The 22,358-nt window shown below is 56.0% G+C and carries 18 protein-coding genes; 7 read left to right on the top strand and 11 right to left on the bottom strand.

The genetic code is table 11. The features are described from left to right. Window positions 1–152 precede the first annotated feature (152 nt). From HALO_RS10005 to HALO_RS09980, 6 genes are all read left to right on the top strand, one after another. Entirely contained in the window at window positions 153–806 is a 654-nt protein-coding gene (locus tag HALO_RS10005; RefSeq protein ID WP_035580113.1) for a potassium channel family protein, read from the top strand. Next, window positions 803–2,173 (top strand): TrkH family potassium uptake protein, encoded by a 1,371-nt coding sequence (locus HALO_RS10000; RefSeq protein ID WP_035580119.1) that lies wholly within the window; start codon window positions 803–805, stop codon window positions 2,171–2,173. The genes HALO_RS10005 and HALO_RS10000 overlap by 4 nt, the downstream gene beginning before the upstream one ends. A 236-nt stretch (window positions 2,174–2,409) precedes the next feature. Continuing rightward, window positions 2,410–3,597, top strand: a complete 1,188-nt coding sequence (malE, locus tag HALO_RS09995) for a maltose/maltodextrin ABC transporter substrate-binding protein MalE (protein ID WP_035583459.1) — start codon at window positions 2,410–2,412, stop codon at window positions 3,595–3,597. 74 nt (window positions 3,598–3,671) lie between these two features. After that, on the top strand, window positions 3,672–5,243 hold the full coding sequence (gene malF, locus HALO_RS09990) for a maltose ABC transporter permease MalF (RefSeq protein WP_035580120.1): 1,572 nt from the start codon (window positions 3,672–3,674) through the stop codon (window positions 5,241–5,243). A gap of 10 nt (window positions 5,244–5,253) precedes the next feature. Continuing rightward, window positions 5,254–6,144: a maltose ABC transporter permease MalG gene (gene malG / locus HALO_RS09985; protein WP_035580122.1), complete on the top strand. Its 891-nt coding sequence runs from the start codon at window positions 5,254–5,256 to the stop codon at window positions 6,142–6,144. Window positions 6,145–6,319: 175 nt separating this feature from the next. After that, the gene (locus HALO_RS09980) at window positions 6,320–7,807 is read left to right on the top strand and encodes a TrkH family potassium uptake protein (protein ID WP_035580124.1); all 1,488 of its coding nucleotides are present in this window, start codon (window positions 6,320–6,322) and stop codon (window positions 7,805–7,807) included. A 49-nt stretch (window positions 7,808–7,856) separates the two neighbouring features. Here HALO_RS09980 and HALO_RS09975 read toward each other — a convergent pair whose 3' ends face one another. The 6 genes from HALO_RS09975 to kdpF are packed head-to-tail and all read right to left on the bottom strand — an operon-like array spanning window position 7,857 to window position 15,765. Then, window positions 7,857–8,582 (bottom strand): response regulator, encoded by a 726-nt coding sequence (locus HALO_RS09975; RefSeq protein WP_035580126.1) that lies wholly within the window; start codon window positions 8,580–8,582, stop codon window positions 7,857–7,859. Then, window positions 8,572–11,256: a sensor histidine kinase gene (locus HALO_RS09970; RefSeq protein WP_050713384.1), complete on the bottom strand. Its 2,685-nt coding sequence runs from the start codon at window positions 11,254–11,256 to the stop codon at window positions 8,572–8,574. Before HALO_RS09970 ends, HALO_RS09975 begins: the two co-directional genes overlap by 11 nt. A gap of 4 nt (window positions 11,257–11,260) precedes the next feature. Continuing rightward, the gene (gene kdpC, locus HALO_RS09965; protein ID WP_092490830.1) at window positions 11,261–11,926 is read right to left on the bottom strand and encodes a potassium-transporting ATPase subunit KdpC; all 666 of its coding nucleotides are present in this window, start codon (window positions 11,924–11,926) and stop codon (window positions 11,261–11,263) included. A 10-nt stretch (window positions 11,927–11,936) separates the two neighbouring features. Next, complete coding sequence (gene kdpB, locus HALO_RS09960; protein WP_035580130.1) at window positions 11,937–13,973, bottom strand: potassium-transporting ATPase subunit KdpB; 2,037 nt, start codon at window positions 13,971–13,973, stop codon at window positions 11,937–11,939. 10 nt (window positions 13,974–13,983) lie between these two features. Then, window positions 13,984–15,675 carry a potassium-transporting ATPase subunit KdpA gene (kdpA, locus tag HALO_RS09955; RefSeq protein ID WP_050713383.1) on the bottom strand — a complete coding sequence of 564 codons (1,692 nt, stop codon included), beginning with the start codon at window positions 15,673–15,675 and terminating at the stop codon, window positions 13,984–13,986. A 9-nt stretch (window positions 15,676–15,684) separates the two neighbouring features. Continuing rightward, window positions 15,685–15,765, bottom strand: a complete 81-nt coding sequence (kdpF, locus tag HALO_RS23730) for a K(+)-transporting ATPase subunit F (protein ID WP_081742537.1) — start codon at window positions 15,763–15,765, stop codon at window positions 15,685–15,687. Window positions 15,766–15,970: 205 nt separating this feature from the next. On the opposite strand from kdpF, the gene trkA reads away from it, so the two are divergent. After that, window positions 15,971–17,344: a Trk system potassium transporter TrkA gene (trkA, locus tag HALO_RS09945; protein WP_035580132.1), complete on the top strand. Its 1,374-nt coding sequence runs from the start codon at window positions 15,971–15,973 to the stop codon at window positions 17,342–17,344. A 30-nt stretch (window positions 17,345–17,374) separates the two neighbouring features. Here trkA and HALO_RS09940 read toward each other — a convergent pair whose 3' ends face one another. From HALO_RS09940 to HALO_RS09920, 5 genes are all read right to left on the bottom strand, one after another. Continuing rightward, window positions 17,375–18,124 carry an anti-sigma factor gene (locus HALO_RS09940; protein WP_050713382.1) on the bottom strand — a complete coding sequence of 250 codons (750 nt, stop codon included), beginning with the start codon at window positions 18,122–18,124 and terminating at the stop codon, window positions 17,375–17,377. Beyond that, complete coding sequence (locus tag HALO_RS09935; protein ID WP_035580141.1) at window positions 18,121–18,696, bottom strand: sigma-70 family RNA polymerase sigma factor; 576 nt, start codon at window positions 18,694–18,696, stop codon at window positions 18,121–18,123. The genes HALO_RS09940 and HALO_RS09935 overlap by 4 nt, the downstream gene beginning before the upstream one ends. 109 nt (window positions 18,697–18,805) lie before the next feature. Beyond that, on the bottom strand, window positions 18,806–19,330 hold the full coding sequence (locus HALO_RS09930) for a DUF3455 domain-containing protein (RefSeq protein ID WP_035580148.1): 525 nt from the start codon (window positions 19,328–19,330) through the stop codon (window positions 18,806–18,808). Window positions 19,331–19,428: 98 nt separating this feature from the next. Then, window positions 19,429–20,550: a sn-glycerol-3-phosphate ABC transporter ATP-binding protein UgpC gene (gene ugpC / locus HALO_RS09925; RefSeq protein ID WP_035580150.1), complete on the bottom strand. Its 1,122-nt coding sequence runs from the start codon at window positions 20,548–20,550 to the stop codon at window positions 19,429–19,431. Beyond that, window positions 20,538–22,244, bottom strand: a complete 1,707-nt coding sequence (locus tag HALO_RS09920; RefSeq protein WP_035580152.1) for an alpha-amylase family glycosyl hydrolase — start codon at window positions 22,242–22,244, stop codon at window positions 20,538–20,540. Before HALO_RS09920 ends, ugpC begins: the two co-directional genes overlap by 13 nt. Window positions 22,245–22,358: the final 114 nt, after the last annotated feature.

The following is a 22,358-nucleotide window of genomic DNA, read 5'->3' as shown; positions in this document are numbered from 1 at the left end:
TAATTTAACCATACGCAGGTACATGCGACTCAATTGAAGCAATTTTTTTACGCAATTTTTACGTCTGCTAACGTAGGATTAAACAGCTATTGTGCAATAGAGCTACAGCATATAAATTTACGTAATTCAAAGCTGTGGAGCCGCGCTTTATCATGATTGAAAAACAGCAATTTATCGTCATTGGTCTGGGCATATTCGGCGCGACTATTGCGCGTGAGCTAACTCAGCTTGGTCATGAGGTTTTGGGGATCGACGCTGATGAGCTGCGTGTCAATCGATTAGCAGATGAGATCACTCACGCAGTCATTGCTGACGTAACAGATGAAAACGCGCTTATAGAGCTAAATGCGGGCAGCTATGACGCAGCAGTGGTAGCGATAGGCAGAAACGTTGAGGCAGCGATGTTGGCAACGCTTCAGTTGCAAGAGTTAGGTGTGACAAAGGTATGGACGAAAGCACTGACGAATCAACACCACAGAGTCCTTGAACGGCTTGGTGCAACACGTATTATTGCACCTGAATATGAAATGGGTGTACGAATCTCTCAGGAATTGAATTACCCAATGGTTCATGATTACTTAAACCTGGGGAAGGACTATGTTGTCGTAGAATTCCATACAACAGAGGACTTAATTGGAAAAACCATTGGAAAAATCATCGAAGATGTTGATGTAGCGGCTTTAGTGGTCAAAAGAAATACAGAAGTGCATGCACACCCTGACCTCGATTGGGAAATACGCAGAGGTGATCGCTTAGTACTTGGCGGCTGGCTTGATGAATTAAGAAAACTTGTTAAAAACTTATGAAAGCAAGCTTACAAGACCAGACGCCTCACCAAACGATCGTCAAAGGGCCAAAGCGTAAACGTAGCATTAAGCCCCCTTGGCTATTGCTTGAGTCTTTTCTCATATTAATTTTCATTGGAGCATGCTTACTAAAGCTGCCATTTGCCACCGTCGCTCCGGTTTCTTGGATGGAAGCAGCATTTACTGCCACCTCCGCCGTTACGGTAACGGGCCTTGTGGTTGTCGATACAGGCAGTCAATACACGACCTTCGGTCAGCTCGTCATCCTATGCCTGATTCAATTAGGCGGACTAGGGTTGATGACCTTTGCAGTACTGACCGCTCTAGCGCTTGGTTTTAAGTTACGCCTAAAGCAACAGTTGGTGGCACAAGAAGCTTTTAATGAAGTCTCCCTTCAAACGGCTAGAAAAGCGGGGAGTTCTATTGCGCTATTTGCCATTGCCAGCGAAGCCATTGGGATTATTGTACTTAGCTACTTTTTTATTCCCGAACTCGGCTGGGGTGACGGGCTATATAATGCGCTTTTTTATACCATTTCCGCATTTAATAATGCGGGCTTTGCGCTATCTCCAGATAGCTTATCAAATTACGTTTCTCATCCCGGCATCACGCTATCTGTCACAGCACTTTTTGTTACTGGAGGACTTGGCTATATCGTCATTATGGAATTATTGGAAAAGCGTTCATGGCCTCGGCTTTCGGTATACGTAAAAATTATCTTAACCACCACTTTATTTCTCAACTTGTTCGCTACCGCGGCGGTTTTGATTTTGGAATTTAACAACCCCAACACGCTAGGCATGCTAGAAGGCTTTTGGAGCAAGCTACTGGCCGCATGGTTTCAAGGTGTCACTCCTAGAACGGCTGGTTTCAACACGCTCGAGATTGGTGCTCTAACAGCAGGCACTAGTGTTCTAATGCTTCTACTTATGTTTATTGGCGGCGCACCGAACTCAACCGCTAGCGGCATTAAGATTTCTACTTTTTTCATTTTAATCACGGCGACAAAATCTTTTCTCCAAGGAAATTTAAACGTAAGCTTCTTTGGTCGCTCACTAAGTCGAGAAACATTACTAAAAGCTTTAGCTACCGCGACTATCGGTATGGCAACCATTTTCATAGCTGTTTTTATGCTGACGATTTTTGTAAAAGACGACTTCTTAGATATAGCGTTCGAGGTTGTCTCTGCTTTTGGCACCGTAGGATTATCGCGTGGCACTACGAGTGAACTGGGTACCGCGGGCCAGCTAATTATCATGGCCGTAATGCTTATTGGCCGTCTTGGCCCCCTAACGCTAGGTTATACGCTGACTGTACGTCACAAATCGCATGTCAAATATGCGACAACTGAATTTCCAGTTGGCTAATTATGCATGGCGTCTGTTTTGCATTTAGTCTGAGCGAGAGCCCTCAAAAGCGCATTTGGTAGAGCCTGCAACAGGTTTTAGCCCCCCTACTTCTATTTAATGTTTCTACGCCCCTGATATACGCCATCACTACGCCCCTCAAGGATGAGGTGGCTGCCGACTGAATTGGCGAGGCTAAGACTGTTCAGGTGGCAACGCCACCATCCCTTATAACAAAAATTGAGGCTTTTTAAATGATGGCAAGACATCGGCCCGGATTTACGCCTTTAATCACCGCCACCCTGCTTGCAGGAGCAACTTTGCCAGCCTTCGCGTTTGAAGATGACCGCTTAACCATCTGGATGGGCGACAACAAAGGCCAGGAAGGTATTCAGCTGCTGGCCGATCAGTTTCTTGAAGAGACGGGCATCGAAGTTGAGGTGGTCTTTCCAGATAACCTGACCGACCGTTTTCAACAGGCGGCGGGCAGTGGCCAAGGGCCGGACATCGTGATCTGGGCCCACGACCGGATTGGCGAGTGGGCACAAAGCGGCCTACTAAAACAGATAGCGCCTAGTGACAGCTTCCGTGAGTCTTTTTATGACTTCTCCTGGGAAGCTGCCCTGTGGAATGGCGAAACCTATGGCTACCCCATTTCAGTGGAATCACTCGGGCTCATTTATAATAAAGCCCTGGTGGACACCCCGCCGGAGAGCTTTGCCGAGCTAATGCAGCTGGACGAGACGCTTTCTCAAGAGGGTAAAAAAGCCATCCTGTTCGACTACAGCGAGCCCTACTACGGCTGGACACTGCTAGCCGCTAACGGTGGCTACCCATTTAAACAAACTGACGCAGGCTACAACGTTACCGATATTGGCGTTAACAACGAAGGCGCCGTGCAGGGTGCTGAGCTGCTGGTCGAGCTGATCGAAAGCGACGTGGTACCGCGGGGAACCGACTACAGCATCATGGATAATCGCTTTAACAAGGGCGAAGTGGCGACCATGATTAGCGGCCCCTGGGCCTGGCCGAACCTTGAGCGCAGCGGCATTGATTACGGCGTCGCCCTGCTGCCCAAGGTGGGCGAAGAACGTGCCAAGCCCATGTTTGGCGTTATGACGGCAATGATCAACTCTGCGTCGCCCAATGATTTCCTGGCCGTCGAGTTCCTGGAAAACTATCTGCTCAGCGAGGAGGGTATGCGCACCTTCAACAGCGATGGGTCGCTGGGGGCCGTGGCACACATCGATTATCAGGCGGAACTGGCCGACAACCCCAACATCGCGGCCACCCTCGATAACGCCGAAGTCGGTATGCCGATGCCGAACATTCCTGAAATGGGCGCCTTCTGGGCAGCCATGGAACCCGCGCTGCAAAACATCGGCAGCGGGCGTCAGTCCCCCCAGGAAGCACTGGATGCCGCCGCGCGGCGTATGCGCCAGTAGCCACTCGCCTTTCCTTCACTGACCGGCCATGGCACACCGCTGGCAAAGCCGGGAAGTTTCGCAGGACATCTTTCATGTTTACCACGAATGCTTCGCGGGGCTTGCCCCGCCACCGCTCCCGTCATGTGGCCGAACGCTATTCTCGCTGGGCAATGCGCAGCGTGATCGGGCTGATGGTACTGGCCCTGCTTTGGCTGGTGATGGCTTTTTATATGCACGGCCAATGGGTGTTTGCGCTGCTATTTTTAGTGCTTGGCACATCGCTGGGCGTGGTGTTCAGCCGCCGTTCGCTGATGAGCCACCGGTATATTTTCCCGGCAGTGGCCGGGCTTGGCGTTTTCGTTATTTTCCCGCTGGTGTATACCGTCGGCATTAGCTTCAGTAACTACAGCTCGGACAATCTGCTCAGCCAGGAGCGCGTGCGCGCACAACTGACCGATCAAAGCTACCAGGCAGAGGGCGCTGCCTTTTCCTATTCGCTTTACCAGCAGGACGAGCTGGTGCGCCTTTATCTGGAAAGCGACGCTCCTGCGGGCGATAACGACCGGCTACTATCCGCCGCGATCAACCTAACTAACAGCGAAGTCCGTCGCGCTCCAACCCAAGCCGTAGACGGCCCGCCCGAAGGTGAGCCGCTTCCCATGCGCGAAGCCATTCAGGCCCGCGACGCCCTCCAGGCGCTGCGCCTGCAAACGCCCGGGGGCACCGAGCTACGCATGGCGGGCCTGCGCCAGTTCGCGCCAATGATCGACCGCTATGAGATTCGTGACAACGGCAGCCTTTATGATCAGCAGGAGGGTCAGGTGCTGACGCCGGATAACGATATCGGCTTTTTCGTCACCGAGAACGACGAACGCATCACCCCTGGGTGGCCGGTGAACGTGGGCTTCACCAACTACACCAAGATCTTCACCGACCCGGATATACGCGGGCCGTTTATGAAGATATTTGTCTGGACCTTCGTGTTTGCCGGGCTCACCGTACTATTCACGTTGGCCGTGGGGTTTGTCCTCGCCTCGCTGCTGCAGTGGGATCAGCTCAAGGGCAAGGCGGTCTATCGGACGCTGCTGATACTGCCCTACGCGGTTCCAGCGTTTATTTCGATTCTGATTTTCAAAGGCATGTTCAATCAGCATTTTGGTGAGGTAAACATGATTCTGGAGGCGCTGTTCGGCATTTCGCCGGAGTGGTTTACCGACCCCTGGCTAGCCCGAACCATGCTGCTGATCGTCAATACCTGGCTGGGTTACCCCTACATGCTGCTGCTGTGCATGGGGCTGATTCAGTCGATCCCCGGCGATCTGTACGAGGCCTCGGCGGTAGACGGCGGCGGGCCGATCACCAACCTGATGAAGATCACTCTGCCGCTGATCATCAAGCCACTCACGCCGCTGTTAATCGCCGCTTTTGCTTTTAACTTCAATAACTTCGTACTGATTGCGCTGCTCACCGGGGGCAGCCCGGACATTCTGGGTGCCAGCACGCCCGCGGGCACCACCGACCTGCTGGTGAGCTACACCTACCGCATCGCCTTCCAGGATGCCGGCCAGAACTTCGGCCTGGCGGCAGCGATTGCAACGCTGATCTTCCTGCTGGTGGTGGGCATGTCGGTGGTTAATTTGCGGCTTTCCAAGGTTAAAGTTTAGGAGGTTTACGATGGCGATGGTTCAACCCCGCTCCATTCGCGCACGGCGATGGAGCGCCCATTTGGCGCTGATCGGCTTTGTTTCACTGATCGTGTTTCCGCTGCTGTTGGTAATTTCAATCTCGTTTCGTGAGGGAAACTTTGCCTCGGGGAGCTTGATCCCCGAGCGCTTCTCGTTGGAGCATTGGTCACTGGCGCTGGGTATTCCCTGGGAGCGCCCGGACGGTAGCATCGTCCAGCCCCCCTTTCCGGTACTACTGTGGCTGTGGAACTCCATCAAAGTAGCAGTCGTGTCATCGGTATTAATTCTTATGTTAGCAACCACCAGCGCCTACGCCTTTGCCCGTATGCGCTTTAAGGGCAAGGAGCCGCTGTTGAAAGGCATGCTGATTTTCCAGATGTTCCCCGCCGTGCTCTCGCTGGTGGCGCTCTACGCGCTGTTCGACCGGCTGGGTCAGTTCGTCGGCTGGCTGGGGATCAACACCCATGGCGCGCTGATTGTCGCCTCGCTCGGCGCGGTGGCGCTGCACATCTGGACGATCAAGGGCTACTTCGAATCCATCGACGGGTCGCTCGAAGAAGCTGCCATGGTGGACGGGGCAAGCACCTGGCAGGCGTTTCGCTACATCCTACTGCCGCTGTCGGTGCCAATTCTGATGGTGGTGTTCATCCTGGCGTTTGTGATGAGCATCATGGAGTACCCCATGGCGTCTGTACTGCTCGTGGATGAGCATAAGCTCACCCTTGCGGTGGGCGCCCAGCAATACTTGGCCGACCATAATCAGCGCTGGGGAGACTTCGCCGCCGCTGCCGTACTCTCGGGGCTGCCAATCACCGTGGCCTTCCTGATCTGCCAGCGCTGGATTATTGGTGGGTTAACCGCCGGAGGCGTTAAAGGTTAATTTTATACTCGTTGACAACAAAGCTACTCTCGCTTGGACAATATGCTCACGACCGGCTCCTTTGGGGCCGATTTTTTTAGCCTAACATCATTTTTTTAGGAGAATTTTACAGACTTTTAGTAATTGCCATGGTGAGATACCACGCTGAACATTAGGGCAAATTAAGAGCGGAAATATGACCATTTTTCCCAGCAAGCTTTACTACCGAGACGCTTACCGTAACTGGGCGCAAATATTTAAAATCATGGCGGTACTGTGGCTAGTGCTTGCCATGTTTATGGCGATACCCTGGGTCGTATTGCTGGTGGAAAATGATCCTGATGCMCCTGCCTTTGGTGTGTCTATTCTGATTGTCCTCAGCGCCACTCTCACAACCTGGTTACTCACGCGTAAGGTGTCGCTAGAGCTAAAGCCCTGGCAAATGTTTGTGCTCACCGCAGCCAGTTGGGCAAGCATCACAGGTTTTGCGAGCCTACCGCTGATTTTAGGCGCACCGCAGCTCAGCGTGACCAATGCCGTCTTTGAATCCGTCTCTGCCATCACCACCACCGGCTCGACGGTGATGGTGGGGATTGAGCATTTTTCCGACGGATTGAAGCTATGGCGCGGCTTAATGCAGTGGATGGGCGGCATCGGCATCATCGTTATGGGCATTGCCATTTTGCCGTTTCTGAAAGTGGGCGGTATGCGACTATTTCATACCGAGTCTTCCGACTGGTCTGACAAAGTCATGCCCCGCACAGGCGGCATTGCCAAAGCGACGCTAAGTATTTATGTAGCCCTAACGCTTGCGGCCATGGTGAGTTATTGGGCGGGAGGCATGCTACCGCTTGACGCCGTTGTCCACGGCATGACGTCCCTGGCTACCGGTGGCTTTGCCAACTCGGATGCTTCCTTTGGGGCCTACTCCGAGCAGCCATGGCTACTGTGGATGGGCAGCTTTTTTATGCTAAGCGGGGCGTTGCCGTTTGTTTTATACATTCGTTTTATTCGCACATCGCGCACCGCCCTGTGGAAAGACCAGCAGGTACGCGGACTTTTAAAGCTGTTACTGACCGCGATAGTGGTTCTTAGCGGGTGGCGGGTGCTGCAAGGCGATGATTGGTTTGTTTCCCTTACCCACGTCACTTTTAACGTGATTTCAGTGGTGACCACCACCGGATACGCCTCAGACGACTACACGCTATGGGGCGCGTTACCGGTGACTGCTTTTTTCTATCTCACTTTTGTGGGCGGCTGTAGTGGCTCTACCAGTGGTGGTATGAAGATCTTCCGCTTTCAAATTGCCATGCTGATGCTGCTCAACCAACTGCGTTATCTCATACATGCCAACGGCGTGTTTACTACTCGCTACAACCACCAGCCGGTAACCAGCGACATTTCCAGAAGCGTGGTGGCCTTCTCGTTCTTCTTCTTTATTACCATCGCGGCATTGGCTCTAAGCCTTTCGGCACTTGGGCTGGATTTAGTGACGGCCATTTCTGGTGCTGCCACTGCGGTGGCCAACGTCGGCCCCGGCCTTGGCGACACTATTGGCCCAGCGGGCAACTTTTCGTCGCTTCCCGAGGCGGCAAAATGGCTGCTGTGTATCGGTATGTTGATGGGCCGCCTGGAAATTTTGACGGTGGTCGTGCTGATGACGCCGATGTTCTGGCGTCGCTAATGTTTTCAGATCACTATTGCTTTTCAGATAGCTACTGTTTTTCAGATCACTAAGAAGCTGCAGGTCGCTGCGCTGGCTCTACCAGCAGCCGATAGCCGACCCCAGCTTCTGTTTGAAGCAGTACGGGTGTTTGGGGGTCATCGCCGAGCTTTTGGCGCAGGCGGCTGACCACAATACGCAGGTAATGGGTGTCGTCTACATGGGTCGGCCCCCATACTTCTTTAAGCAACTGGGTCTGGGTAACAACACGCCCGGCATAGCGGCAAAGACGGGCCAGCACGGCGAACTCTTTGCGGGTCAAATGCACACCTTCCTGCTGTAGAGAAACCTGCCTTAACTCAAGATCGATCACCAGCCCCTGGCTAACATAGTAGCTAGCGGCCACCTCCCCCCTCGCTTGCTGCGACTGACGCTGTACGGCCCTGATGCGAGCAAGCAGTTCTTGGATGCCGAAGGGTTTAGTAACGTAATCATTGGCGCCGTTATCCAGCGATAAGACCTTCTCCTCCTCCCTATCCCGCACGGATACTACAATTACCGGCACAGCACTGTGCTCACGGATGCCCTGCAGCACCTCGTGGCCATCCATATCGGGTAGGCCAAGATCAAGCAGCACCACGTCGGGCGATTGGGTATATACCGCTGCCAAGGCTTGCTCACCGTTCTCTGCCTCCAGCACACCGTAGCCTTGGGAGGCTAGGCTGATACGCAGAAAACGGCGAATTTGCTGTTCGTCGTCAACAATCAGAATGCGCCCGTTACCCTCATTCTTCATCCATCTTCCTCATATCTGCACCTAACAGTGGCAGCGTAATGACAATAGCGGTGCCTCGGCCATTTTCGCCTGTGTCAGCGTTGATCGTGCCGCCGTGGGCACCAATCATGCCACGACAAATGGCCAAGCCAAGGCCACTGCCATGGGCGCTGCGATCGCCGTCGCCGCCGCTGTAAAACATATCAAATACCTGCTCGCGCAGCTCGGGGGAAATCCCTGGGCCTTGGTCTTCAATGGTGATTACCAATGTGGCTGGATCACCTTCATTAAGGTGGGCCTTAATCAGCAGCTCCCCACCGGGTGGCGAGAAGCGCTGGGCGTTATCCAGCACGTTAACCAGCGCCTGTTCCACCAGCGCGGGATGAACGTACAACAGCGGCAGCGTAGTAGGCCACTGTTTCCTTACCACGACGTGTTTCAGCGATTGCCCCAGCCGCTTCAGCGCTGAGTTGATAACGTCGTCAAACGACACCCAGTCACGCTCTATTTTCAGCGTGCCGTGCCCCAGCCGCGTCATATCGAGCAGGTTTTGAATATAGCGGTTGAGCCGCTCGCTCTCGGATAATATGCCGTCTAGCAGCTCGCGCTGATCGTCTTCACTGAGCTGGGGTTTTAGCTCAATCAGGGAGCTGGTGGCACCAATGATAGATGACAGCGGCGTGCGCAAGTCATGAGAAACCGACGAGAGTAACGCGGAGCGCAGCCGCTCGTTCTCTTCGGACACCCGCGTTGTATTCAACTCGGCCACCAAACGTGTGCGCTCCAGGGCCATACTGAGTTGGCGCACCAGGGTGTCAATCAGCGACTCACGCTCATGGTTGAGTGCCTTTGGGCTGGCCGACAGTTTGAGCGCCAGCATCCCCACTTTTTCTCCCTGCACCGCGAGCGGAAGTAAGCGCCACGCCTGCTGGCTCAATGTTTGTGTGCCCTGACCGCTCGGTTTTTGGTGCTGCCAACTCCATACCGCTGCCTGCTTGGCGGTCATGTCCAAACGCTCGGAATCCGGTAGCGCGTAGACCACTTGCACCTCACTAGCGCTTTCCGCCGTTTCAATAAAGATAACGGGGACTTCAAAACACTGCACCAGCGTATCGACACCCACTTTGGCGGCGCTGGCACTGTCGGTGGCGGTAGAAAGCTGCTCGGCGTAGCGCAGCAGAAGCTGGGTCTGGTCGCGGCTGGCCCGCAGTGCGACTAAGCGCTGGCGTCCACSACCCGCCAGTTGCCCTACCACTAGCGCTACCAAAAAGAAGAACACCACCGTCAACAGTTGCCCCCGTTCCACCATGGCAAAGGTCAAACGCGGCTCGGTAAAGAAGAAGTTAAACACCAAAAAGCCCACCACGGCACTGAACATGGCCATAGCGGTGCCCGCCCAGATAGCGCTGAACAGCACGGCGGCTAAAAACACCAGCGACAGATTGGCAAGCTCCAGCCAAGGTTCTAGCAGGTGGGCTATTCCCAGTGAGGCCATCACCGCTAAGCTGGTGGCGAGTAGCTGGGGTGGGCGCACTCTCCAGCCAGGCTGCTGCTTACGCATACCTTGCTTCATGCTCCCCTGAGCCACTACCACGATATCAAAGACATCGKTTTGCGCGATCAAACGTTGGGCAAGCGGCCGCGACCACGGCCACCAGCGACGCTTGCCGTCGCGGCCTACCATAATTGTGGTGGCATTAATCGAGCGGGCGTAGTTGATCACTTCGTCTAGCTGGCTATGTCCTTGCAAGCGAAGTGGGTCGCCTCCCAGCCGGGTCACCAGGCTAAATATCTTCTCAACCGCTAGCTGCTGCTCGGGCGAGTCGACACCCTTATCAACATAGACCGCTCGCCATACGGCCAGGCGCCTCTCTGCCATTCGGTGGGCTGCGCGCACGAGGGATACATCGTCTTCACTACCGTTGACGACCACCAGCAGGTGCGGCCTTACCGGCCAAGGGCCTGCTCTGCCGCTAGCATCCATAGCCACTTTTACATCGGCATCCACCCGCTCGGCCATGGTTTGAATCGCCAGCTCGCGCAACGCATTGAGGTTCGACTCATTAAAGTAGCCCTCCATGGCGGCGCGTGCCTGCTCGGGGATATACACCTTGCCGCGCCTTAAACGCTCAAGCAGTTCCTCCGGGGTTAAATCCACCAGCGACACATCCCGGGCGCGCTCCAACAACGTATCGGGAACGGTTTCGCGCATGCGTATGCCGGTAATCCGGGCCACATCGTCGTTAAGGCTTTCCAAATGCTGGACGTTCACTGTGGTCCAGACATCGATCCCCGCATCCAATAGTTCTTCAATATCCTGATAACGCCTTGGATGTCGGCTGCCGGGAATGTTGCGGTGGGCCAACTCATCTACCAGTAGAATGGTGGGTTTCCGCTCTAGGGCCGCATCAATATCAAATTCATAAAACGTTCGGCCATGGTGCTGTAAAGGCGCCAGCGGAATACGTGACAGCCCCTCGCAGAGAGCTTCGGTGTCGGCGCGGCCGTGGGACTCAACCACGCCAATCACGATATCGTCACCCTCTTCTGCTCGCTCCCGGGCAGTGCGTAGCATGGTGTAAGTTTTGCCTACGCCGGGGGCGGCTCCCAAAAATACACGCAAACAGCCGCGCGCCTCTCGGCGCGCGGCTTTTAGCAATGCATTGGGATCGGGTCGCTGATCCGCTGAATACATTTAGCTACTCCACAGGGGTGACAGACGACGTGGTGGKGGCGACGGGAAAACGCTCATCCAAACTCACATTCAATCGCAATACGTTGACCACTGGCGACCCCAGCCAGCCCGTGTTTTCAAGCGCTTGGTCGATCAGTTCAGTGACGCTAGCTTCGTCGATTTCACGCGCCTGCGCTACCCTTGCGACCTGTAATTCAGCGGCTGGTAACGAGATATGCGGGTCAACCCCAGAGCCCGACGCGGTGATCAGATCAACCGGGATTTGATCGACGCTGACACCTTCCCGCTGGGCAATCGCCTGGGCATCGGCCTGGGCACGCTCACGAAGCGCTTCATTGCTAGGAGCCAGGTTAGACCCTGAAACCCCGCCCGCATCGTTACCCGCCGCTGACGGGCGACCGATAAAGTATTCATCGCTGACAAAGGTTTGTGACACCAGGCTTGACCCTACCACCCGACCCTCGGCGTCACGAACCAAGCTGCCTTGCGACTGCTCAGGAAACAACCAGCCACCGACCGCTGTCGTCGCTAAGGGGTACACCAGCCCAAGCAGAACGGCCATCACCACCATAAAGCGCAACGCACTGCCCCAAGTGGCTTTTGCCTCAAACGTTGGTGCCTGCTGCTCTTCGTCATTAATCGCCGCGGGATCTTTAATACCTATATTCATGACGCTTCTCCTAGATAAACAGCGCAATCAGCATGTCGAGCAGCTTGATGGCAGGGAACGGTAGCAGCAGCCCACCAAGACCGTAGATCAGCAGGTTGCGGCGCAATAGCACCGTCGCCGATGCGGCTTTTACGGACACGCCACGTAGCGCAAAGGGAATCAGTGCGGGAATAATCAACGCATTGAACAGCACGGCTGCCAGCACCGCCGTGGTGGGTGAATGCAGGTTCATTACATCCAGCACGCCCAGCGCCGGGAAACTTGCCGCAAAGAGTGCCGGTAGAATCACGAAGTACTTAGCGACATCGTTCGCCAAAGAGAACGTGGTCAGTGCGCCTCGGGTCACCAGCAGCTGTTTACCAATTTCCACCGCACTGATGAGCTTGCCGGGGTCGGAGTCCAGATCGACCATATTGGCCGCTTCGCGGGCGGCTTGGGTGCCGGAATTCATGGCCAGACCAAGATCGGCCTGGGCCAGCGCCGGAGCGTCATTGGTACCGTCACCGACCATGGCCACCAGACGGCCACTGGCCTGCTCTTCGCGAATCAGCGCCAGCTTACGCTCAGGTGTGGCTTCGGCGATGTAGTCATCGACCCCTGCCGTGGCGGCTATGGCCGAGGCGGTAATCGGGTTGTCACCGGTGATCATCACGGTTTTGATGCCCATAGCGCGCAGCTCGGCAAACTTCTCCGCGATGCCGCTTTTGATCACGTCAGAAAGCGCTACCACGCCCAGGATCTGCTGGTTTTCCGCTACTGCAATAGGGGTGGCACCATCGCGGGATATACGCTCAATGACCTGGTTGTAGTCGCTGGGGATATCGCCGCCCTGCGCCTTTACCCACTCGGCGATGGCATTGGGGGCACCTTTACGTAGCTTTTTACCGCTGGTTAGATCCACCCCTGAAAGTCGGGTTTCAGCACTGAAGGCTTCAAAGGTTGCGCCATCCGCTTCTTCGCTAAGCTGCACATCCACACCCTGCTCAGTGGCCAGCGTCACAATCGAGCGGCCTTCAGGCGTAGGGTCTTCCAGAGAGGTTAAAAACGCTACATCGCGTACCCGTTGACGCGGCACCTGCTGGCAGGGGGCGAACTCCGTCGCGCGGCGGTCGCCCAGGGTAATCGTGCCAGTTTTATCCAGTAACAGCGTGTCGATGCTACCGGCGATCTCTACTGCCTTGCCTGACTTGGCGACCAGATTGGCCCGCATGGCGCGCTCCATACCGGCAATGCCAATGGCGGGTAAAAGACCGCCAATGGTGGTAGGAATCAAGCACACCAGTAGCGCTACCAGCATGACCGTCGAGGTTTCTACTCCTACGAAAGCGGCCATGGGCACCAGCGTGACCACCACGATCAGGAACACCAGGGTGAGCATCGCCAGCAGCACCGAAAGCGCCAGCTCGGAAGGCGTTTTCTGACGGCTAGCGCCCTCTACCAAGGCAATCATACGATCCAGCAGGGATTCACCGGGGTTGGCGCTGACTTCAATGATCAGCTGATCCGAGAGCACTTTGGTGCCTGCGCTGACGCCGCTGTTATCGGTGCCCGCTTCACGCAGCACCGGCGCGGACTCACCGGTTACCGCCGACTCGTTGATAGACGCCGCACCCTCGACGATATCGCCATCTGCCGGAATCAGCTCACCCGCCACCACTTTCACTCGGTCGCCTTTACACAGTGAGTCGGCGGTCACGGCGCTGGTGGTGCCGTCAGCGTTTAGCTTAGCCGCCTTGAGCTCCCCTTTGGTTTTGCGCAGCGCGCCAGCATGAGCCTTACCCCGGGACTCTGCCAGTGACTCCGCACCGGTGGCAAAAAGCACGGTGGCAAGCAGCAGTAGCGCAATGGTGAGCGCAAAGCCGCCGTTTTCGCCCTGGGCGAAAGCAATCGGCGTTAGCCCGAAACACACCACCGTACCAATGGCGACCACCGCCATAACCGGGTTGCGAGCCAGTAGATGGGGCGCAAGCCCTTTTACCGCGCCGGTGACGACTTGGCCAATAGGCAGCGAACGACGCGGCTGTTTAGCAAGCTCTGTATGTGACATCTCTTTTCTCCTAGAAGCCTTGCACGACGGATTCTGCAATCGGGCCAAGCACTAACGCCGGTAAGAAGCCAAGCAGGTTGACAATCACAATCACCCCTGCGGTTAAGCCCATAAAGGCGGGGCTATCCATGGGCAGGGTGCCGCGCCCCGCCGGTGCCGTGCGCTTAGCTGCCAACCAACCGGCTACCGCTAATGGCACTAGCATGGGTAAGAAGCGGCCAATCAATAGGGCGACCACGCAGGCGATATTCCACCAGGGCGTGTCATCGCCCAGCCCTTCAAAACCAGAGCCGTTATTGGCAAACGCAGAGGTGAATTCATAAAGCACTTGGGATAAGCCGTGGAACCCTGGGTTGGAATTGGCTGCCGCGCTTGGAATCGCAACGGTCAGCGCACTCAACCCCAGGATGACCAGCGGCTGAGCCAGAATCGCCAGTGAAATCCAGCGTATTTCGCGGGTTTCTAACGGTTTACCAAACAGCTCGGGCGCCCTGCCCACCATCAACGAGCCCACAAAGGCCGCCAACATCAGGTAGAGGAAGAAGCCAATCAGCCCGACGCCCACTCCACCAAACGTTACGTTCACAAACATATCCATCAGCAGCATCATGCCGCCCATGGGGTTGAAGCTATCGTGCATGGCGTTGACTGAGCCGTTGGAGGTTTGTGTCGTCCAACTGCCCCACAGAGCAGAAAGGTCAGTGCCAAAACGCAGCTCCTTGCCTTCCAAGTTGGCCCCCGGCTGGGAGAGTTCGACCAGGGCTGCATTGGGCATGCGTTCCGAATAGACCACCACCGAGGTGGAAATCAGAGAGAACGCGATCATCACGGCACCAATGCCCGTCATTAGCCGACGTCGACCGCTGATCAGAGCAATCGCGATAAGCAGCGCCACGGGGATAAGCGTGAGCGAAGCGGTTTCGATAACGTTCGCCAGCGGCGKGGGGTTCTCAAGGGGCACGGTGGAGTTGGGTCCATACCAGCCACCGCCGTTGGTACCCAGCTGCTTGATCGCCACCATGGACGCCACCGGGCCTAAGGGAATCGACTGCACTTCTTCTACCTGGGGATCCAGCATGTCTACCTGGTGGGCGGCCTGATAGCTGGCCGGTACGCCCTGCCAGGTCAGCAGCAGTGCGACAACCGCTGCCAGTGGCAACATAACGCGCACCAGGGTGCGGGTAAGATCGTGGTAGTAGTTGCCAACGCCGTTTAACACCTTGGCAGGCTTAGCGACGAATAAAGTGCGGGCAATCGCAACCAACACCGCAAGCCCCGTGGCGGGGGTTAAGAACTGCAGCGTGACAATGGCGAAGGTTTGGCTTAAATGCGAAAGCTGCGCTTGGCCAGAGTAGTGCTGCTGGTTAGTGTTGGTAGCAAAGGACACCGCTGTATGCAGCGCCGTGTCCCATGGCATGCCGGGGATGCCGTCCGGGTTGAGTGGCAATAAGCCCTGACACATAAAGACCAGCCATGCCAGCAGTATCAAGCCCACATGCAGCTTAAGGATGGCTAACGCGTACACTTGCCACGTCATGGTGTGTTGACTTTTAACGCCCGCCAACCGGTAGATAGGCTTTTCGATCACGCCAAACAGCGTATCGAGCCGGTTCGTCTGTGTGCTTAATGCAAAAGCAATATAGATACCCAAGGGCACACTAAGCAGAGCCACTAAGGCGTAAATAGCGATCATATCGTTCATGACGATCTCCTAAAAACGCTCGGGACAGATGAGCGCGTAAAACAGATACGCCGCTGTGCCGGTCGCGATGATTAGCAATGCAATATTCATGGAAGTGCCTCCTTTGATTGGCACCTTGAGCTTAGAGATTGCAGGCGTAAAAATTCGATGGCGTTTAAGGCATTAGCCGTCAAAAAGGCGTAAAAAAAGCCCTTTCCGTCGGGCAAAAGGAGATCTAAGGCTCCCTTCACTCGACAGTTTTCCCTTAGTAGGTGAGTATCTGTATTTACATGTCGCCGAAGTGATCTAACTACCTATGAAGATTATTATTTTGGGCGCCGGCCAGGTCGGCGGCACATTGGCAGAGCACCTCGCCCGTGAGGAGAACGACATCACTGTCGTTGATACTGACGCCAAGAAACTGCGTGAGCTGCACACCAAAATCGACATTCGCACCGTTACCGGGGCGGGCTCCTACCCCATTGTGCTGCGCCAGGCAGGCTGCGAAGACGCCGATATGCTGATCGCCGTGACCAGCAGCGACGAGATCAATATGATCGCCTGTCAGGTCGCCCATACGCTGTTTCGCACCCCCACTAAGATCGCCCGGGTGCGTGCCACGGCGTATTTAACCCGCAAAGGGCTGTTCGCCCACGAAGCGATTCCCATTGATGTACTGATTAGCCCCGAGCAGGTAGTGACCGACCATGTGCGCCGTCTGATCGAGCACCCTGGGGCCCTACAGGTGCTTGAATTTGCCGGTGGCTTGGTTCAGCTGGTGGCGGTAAAGGCCTTCTACGGCGGCCCGCTGGTGGGCCAAGACCTGGCCTTTCTACGCCGCCATATGCCCAACGTGGATACTCGCGTGGCGGCGATTTACCGGCGTAATCGGCCGATTATCCCCCGTGGCGATACGGTCATCGAAGCCGACGACGAAGTGTTTTTCCTCGCTGCCCGGCGGGATATTCGCGCGGTAATGAGCGAGCTGCGCCGCGTCGAGCGGGACTTCCGTCGGGTAGTGATTGCCGGGGGCGGCAATATCGGCGAACGCTTGGCGGAGCATTTGGAGCATAGTCACCAGGTTAAAATCATCGAACACAGCCTGGATCGCTGCACCACGCTCTCTGAGCGCTTGGATCGCACCGTGGTGCTCCACGGCAGCGCCACGAGCAAGCGTTTGCTGGAAGAAGAGAACATCGAAGAGTGCGATATCTTCTGCGCGCTGACCAACGACGACGAGGTCAACATTATGTCGTCGCTGCTCGCCAAGCGCTTAGGGGCGAAGAAGGTGCTGACGCTGATTAACAACGCCGCGTACGTGGATTTGGTGCAAGGCGGCGAGATCGATATCGCCATTTCACCCCAGCAGGCGACCATCGGCAGCCTGCTCACCCACGTACGCCGGGGCGATATCGTTAACGTTCACTCACTGCGCCGGGGTGCGGCCGAGGCCATTGAAGCCATCGCCCACGGTGATAAGCAGTCGTCTAAAGTAGTGGGCCGTACGATTCGCGAGATCGACCTGCCCGACGGCACGACCATTGGTGCGATTGTGCGCGGCAAAGAGGTCATCATTGCTCACGGCGACGTCAAGGTAGAAAGCGGCGACCACGTGATTCTGTTTGTGGTCGATAAACGCCGCATTCGCGATGTGGAGCGCCTGTTCCAAGTCGGCTTATCATTCTTTTAAAGGCACGCTGAACAGACGCTTTAACGCAGGTTAAATCTCGACCGCTCGGCCAATAAATTCAATGGGGCCCGTAGGCAAGCCGGTGGCCGAACCGGTTTCGTCTTCCAGCGTGAGCTCAAACAGCTGGTTATCTTCAAGTGGCGGCAATTGGTCTAAGCGCATCCGAATCGGCTGGCCTGGCTCCACTAAACCCAGCGATACCGGTGCCTGCCATTCGTCTGCTTTAGTCCAGAACTCTAGCGCTTTACCTTCAGGCACTTCGAAGGTGCCCAGTGGGATCAACTCGATTTCCTGCCGCGAGGAGGCCTGGACCACCCAACCAGCCGACTGCGTTTGCGGGGCCAGCAGCACCACCATGTACTCGGGCGTCGTTGAAATAGTTGGCTCGGTGACTTCATTAGCCAGCATCACGCCCATCACTAACGCCGCCGCTAAGCCAAACCCGGCAGCGCCACGCCAAAGTGGCAGGCTGTGTAGCATGCGACCGGGTCTTCGCGGCGCACTAGCGGAACCGGCCCGTTTAGCGGACGTCTCGCGTGCTTTTAAGCTGCGTTCAATCCGCGGCCATAAATAGTCGGAGGGCGTTACCGGATCGGTAATAGCGGTATAGGGKAAGAAACGCTCTTCCCACGCCATCACCGCTTTTTGCAACTCAGGCTCATTGGGTAACCGCGCTTCTAACGCTTTGCGCTGCTCTAACGACAGCGTACCCAGCACGTATTCACCCGCCAAGGTATGGTCATCGTCGTGTTCTGGTTCGTGCTGACTGGGGCGAGTCATGTCATACACTCCCGTAGGCGCAGCAAACTGCGTTTGATCCAGGCTTTAACGGTGCCTAGCGGCGCCCCTGTATGCGCTGAAATTTCCGCGTGACTAAGACCATCCACATAGGCGTGAAGTACGCAGTTACGCCGCTCTGGCTCAAGTTGTTCTAAACAGCTATCCATCCGCTGGCCGGTCTGCCAATCGAAGATATCTTCGGCAACCGTCGCGTGCTGGAAATGTTCTGGGTGGTCTAACTCGGTCGGATCATTACTGTCAAAAGTGCTATCAAAAGTGACTTCCCGGTCACGGTACCGGATGGCATTGAGTGCCAGGTGGCGTGCCACACTAAATATCCACGCCCTTGCCGAGCCCTTATCAGGGTCAAAACTGTCGGCACGCTGCCAAATATTAAGACAGGCATCGTGGACAATGTCTTCGGCCATACCGCGATCTTTAACGATTCTTACAACAACACCTAATAGTCGGGCACCCTCATGAACGTAGAGTTGGTGCAAGGCGTCATGCTCGCCACGGGCACAGTTGGCTAATGCCGCAGCATGATCAAATTCTGAAGACTCGTCAGTCAAACCCTAGCTCCCTGGTGACGGCGCCGACGCCAGTCGTCGTTTTCACAGACAGCATAGCCGCTGGGGGCKCGACAAMCGAGCCCCCAGCGGAATTAGCGCTCTCGTCGMCTTATTCAGCCGTCCAAAAGATGTAGTCCGCTTGGTAGGTAACAACAGCCGTGGCACCGTCGTGATCCATATCGCAGGCCACATCCGGGGCAACGCCACCCTGGGTGTTCAAACGCTGAATGTAGCTAACGCCGGTCATCGCGCCTTCGCCCTCAGCGGGGTTGGCTTCAACCAGCTGGAGCGGAATATTGCCATCGCCATTGGCCGTCGTGGCTAGCTGAGTACCGGTGATTTTTGAACCATCCAACGCTTCCCAGGTGGCGGGCGGGCCGTAGTAACTGCCAACCTGGCTGCCGTCGCTATCATTAAGCGCAGCGTGCGGGCCTTTAAAAACCCAAGCCATGGTGTCTTCGTCATTCATTTCACACATATAAGTGATCGCGCCAACGCCGACGGTTTCGAGCGCAACGGTGTTGCCGTCAGGCACTTGGACATCCGCAGGCGTCATATCTGCCAGCGCGACATGACTGAAGGATGCAATCAGAGTGGCGGCCAGGGTAGCCCGCGTTAGATGATGAATGGTCATTTTCAGTCTCCTAAAAGTTTATTATCAGCTGCCTTAAATAGCGGCTGTATAGGGAATACCCGCGAGGAGACGTTTTGGATGCACTCTTTTAAAAAAAATTATTGGCTAACCCCATCGACCACCACCTGCCGTGGGCAGGCGTTCCCCTGCTGATCAAAAAGATGACAGTGCTGGCCCGCTAAGCCCAAAGCGACCGTTTGACCTTCGGTTAGTTGCGTTAAGCCATCCAGGCGCTGGGTTAAGGGAGTGTCGATACCCACCACCTGCCAATGGGCGAGGGTTTCGTAGCCCAGCTTTTCTGCCACCATTAAGGTAGCACTTAGCGTGGCTTCGGCTTGTTCAGGTGCAACAAAGTCTTCTGCTCGCAACCCCAGTGTGGCGCGCTCGCCTGAGTGAAGATGTTGGCCATTGACCGCCACCGACAGTGTGTCTTCGCTTCCGCTATGCAGGCGCACCACCGTTTGACGCTCGCCAGGGTCTACCACCGTCACTGGGAAGGTATTAATCCGCGGTGAGCCGATAAACTCCGCTACTTCCAGCGTTTTAGGGAAGTGATAAAGCGACAGCGGCGCACCCACCTGGGCAATACGGCCCTTGGATAGCAGCACAATGCGGTCGGCCAGTGTCATCGCCTCTACCTGATCATGGGTCACGTAGATCATGGTGGCGTTCAAGCGCTTATGCAGCGCGGCAATCTGCACCCGCATATCCACCCGCAGCGCGGCGTCCAGGTTGGAGAGCGGTTCATCAAATAGAAACACCGCCGGTTCTTTTACCAGGGTGCGGCCAATGGCTACCCGCTGGCGCTGGCCACCGGAGAGGTCTTTGGGCTTTCGCTCCAGGAGCTCGGTGAGGTGCAGCATCTCAGCGGCATGCTGGACGCGGCGGCGAATCTCCGCCTTGTCAGTCCGCGCCAGCTTCAGGCCAAATGCCATGTTCTCTGCCACGCTCATATGTGGGTAGAGCGCGTAAGATTGGAACACCATGCCGATGTCCCGCTCCTGGGGCGGAATCTCGTTGATCCGCTGATCATCCAGCTGCATATCCCCTTCGGTAATATCCTCCAGGCCCGCAATCATGCGCAACAGGGTGGATTTACCGCAGCCGGAAGGCCCGACAAACACCACAAACTCGCCATCTTCGATGGTGAGATCGATATCCCGGGAGATTTCCACTCCGTCAAAGGATTTACCGATGCCGCTTAGGGTTAAACGTCCCATGGCGCGTCCTCCTGGGATTGCGGGCAACGGGCAATCGCCACGCCATAGGGCGGAAGGGACAGTTGAGGTAGCGTCAGCGCACCCTCCTGCCACTCACCGTTAAGCCACGTGGGAGCATCGGCGATGGCTTCAGCGCCCTCAGGTGCTGCACGGGTAACCGTTTGACCGCTAAAATTGAGTGCAATCAGTAAGCGCGTTTGCTGGTAGGTGCGCTCAAGACAAAGCACATCGTCGCGCACAGGGTGATAGCGCACATCGCCCTTCACCAACGCAGGCTGAGTACGGCGGAAGGCTAAAAAATCGCGATAGGCATTGAGCAATGAATCGGTGTCGTTATCTTGCTGGTCAACGGCGAGATTAGCATGAGTATTAGGCACCGGCAGCCAGGGTGTGGCGCTGCTAAAGCCCGCATGATGAGCATCGGCCTGCCAGGGGTGCGGCGTTCGGCAGCCGTCTCGGCCTTTATAGGCAGGCCAGAAGGTAATACCCGCAGGGTCAACCAACTGCTCAAACGTTAGCTGAGCTTCGGGCAGGCCCAACTCTTCACCTTGATAAAGGCATACGCTACCGCGCTGGGTGAGTAGAAACACCATATAAAGGCGCAGCTTATCGAGCTGCCCTTCCGCCTGCCAGCGAGTTGCCAGCCGCGTCACGTCGTGGTTGCCCAGCGCCCAGCAGGGCCAGCCATCGCCAATGCGTGCTTCCATTTCGGTTAGCGTTTCGTGCAAGTAGCCGGGGTCGGCTTTATCGGTAAGCAGGTTAAACGAGTAACACATGTGCAGCCGCTTACCGCCCTGGGAGTATTCCGCCATCACGCCCAAGGCGTCGTCGTCGCCCACCTCGCCCACGCTGGTGGTGCCGGGGTATTCATCCAACAGAGCGCGCAGCCGCTCCAGAAACACAAGATTCTCCGGCTGGGTTTTGTCGTACTGGTGGAGCTGGTAGCCGTAGGGGTTGTCGGGGCGAACGCCTAGAAAACTTTCGGTAATCTCCTGGCGCGGCGGGTTATCCTTTAGCTCGCCATGGGTGCAGAAGTTCACCGCATCCAACCGGAAGCCATCCACGCCCCGCTCTAGCCAGAAGCGCACTTCCTCCAGCATGGCATCTACCACGGCTGGCGTGCGGAAATTAAGATCCGGCTGGCTGGCCAGGAAGTTATGCAGGTAATACTGGCAGCGACGAGTGTCCCACTGCCAGGCACTGCCGCCAAATACCGACTGCCAGTTGGTCGGCGGTGCGCCGTCGGCTTGGGGGTCGGCCCATACGTACCAGTCAGCCTTGGGGTTATCGCGGCTCTGGCGGCTCTCTTCAAACCAGGCGTGCTGGTCGGAGGTGTGGGACATCACCTGATCGATCGTCACCTTCAGCCCCCTGGCATGGGCGGCCTCCACCAAACGGTCGAAATCATCCAGGGTGCCAAACATCGGGTCAACATCGCGGTAGTTGCTGATATCGTAACCGAAGTCTTTCATCGGTGAGGTGAAGAACGGCGACAGCCAAATAGCGTCGACGTTAAGCGAGGCGATGTAGTCGAGCTTATCGATCACGCCTTTCAAATCGCCAATCCCTTTGCCAGTGCTATCGCCATTACTATCCATAAAGCTACGTGGATAAATTTGGTAAATCACGGCCCCTCGCCACCAGTCGGCTCCCTGGCTGCCAACGTAGTGAGAAGTAGAAGGTGTCTGCATCATGGTGAGTCCTTATCCTTGTTATTGCCGACGGTTTTATCAACGACTGAGTTATTACCGATAGTGGGCATGATGCAGGCTAGGCCGCCAGATAAAATCCTCCCCCTGGGGTGGTAC

The organism is Halomonas sp. R57-5 (assembly GCF_900070345.1).
In the GTDB taxonomy this organism is placed as follows: domain Bacteria; phylum Pseudomonadota; class Gammaproteobacteria; order Pseudomonadales; family Halomonadaceae; genus Vreelandella; species Vreelandella ventosae_B.
This window is presented reverse-complemented; position numbering and strand designations above follow the sequence as displayed.

Bases quoted from the DNA above. Each gene is read 5' to 3' on its own strand.
- malF (WP_035580120.1), top strand. From the start codon at position 3,672: ATGTTTACCACGAATGCTTCGCGGGGCTTGCCCCGCCACCGCTCCCGT.
- HALO_RS09920 (WP_035580152.1), bottom strand. From the start codon at position 22,244: ATGATGCAGACACCTTCTACTTCTCACTACGTTGGCAGCCAGGGAGCC.
- HALO_RS10000 (WP_035580119.1), top strand. From the start codon at position 803: ATGAAAGCAAGCTTACAAGACCAGACGCCTCACCAAACGATCGTCAAA.
- malE (WP_035583459.1), top strand. From the start codon at position 2,410: ATGGCAAGACATCGGCCCGGATTTACGCCTTTAATCACCGCCACCCTG.
- kdpF (WP_081742537.1), bottom strand. From the start codon at position 15,765: ATGAATATTGCATTGCTAATCATCGCGACCGGCACAGCGGCGTATCTG.
- trkA (WP_035580132.1), top strand. From the start codon at position 15,971: ATGAAGATTATTATTTTGGGCGCCGGCCAGGTCGGCGGCACATTGGCA.
- HALO_RS10005 (WP_035580113.1), top strand. From the start codon at position 153: ATGATTGAAAAACAGCAATTTATCGTCATTGGTCTGGGCATATTCGGC.
- HALO_RS09975 (WP_035580126.1), bottom strand. From the start codon at position 8,582: ATGAAGAATGAGGGTAACGGGCGCATTCTGATTGTTGACGACGAACAG.
- HALO_RS09930 (WP_035580148.1), bottom strand. From the start codon at position 19,330: ATGACCATTCATCATCTAACGCGGGCTACCCTGGCCGCCACTCTGATT.
- malG (WP_035580122.1), top strand. From the start codon at position 5,254: ATGGCGATGGTTCAACCCCGCTCCATTCGCGCACGGCGATGGAGCGCC.
- kdpB (WP_035580130.1), bottom strand. From the start codon at position 13,973: ATGTCACATACAGAGCTTGCTAAACAGCCGCGTCGTTCGCTGCCTATT.
- ugpC (WP_035580150.1), bottom strand. From the start codon at position 20,550: ATGGGACGTTTAACCCTAAGCGGCATCGGTAAATCCTTTGACGGAGTG.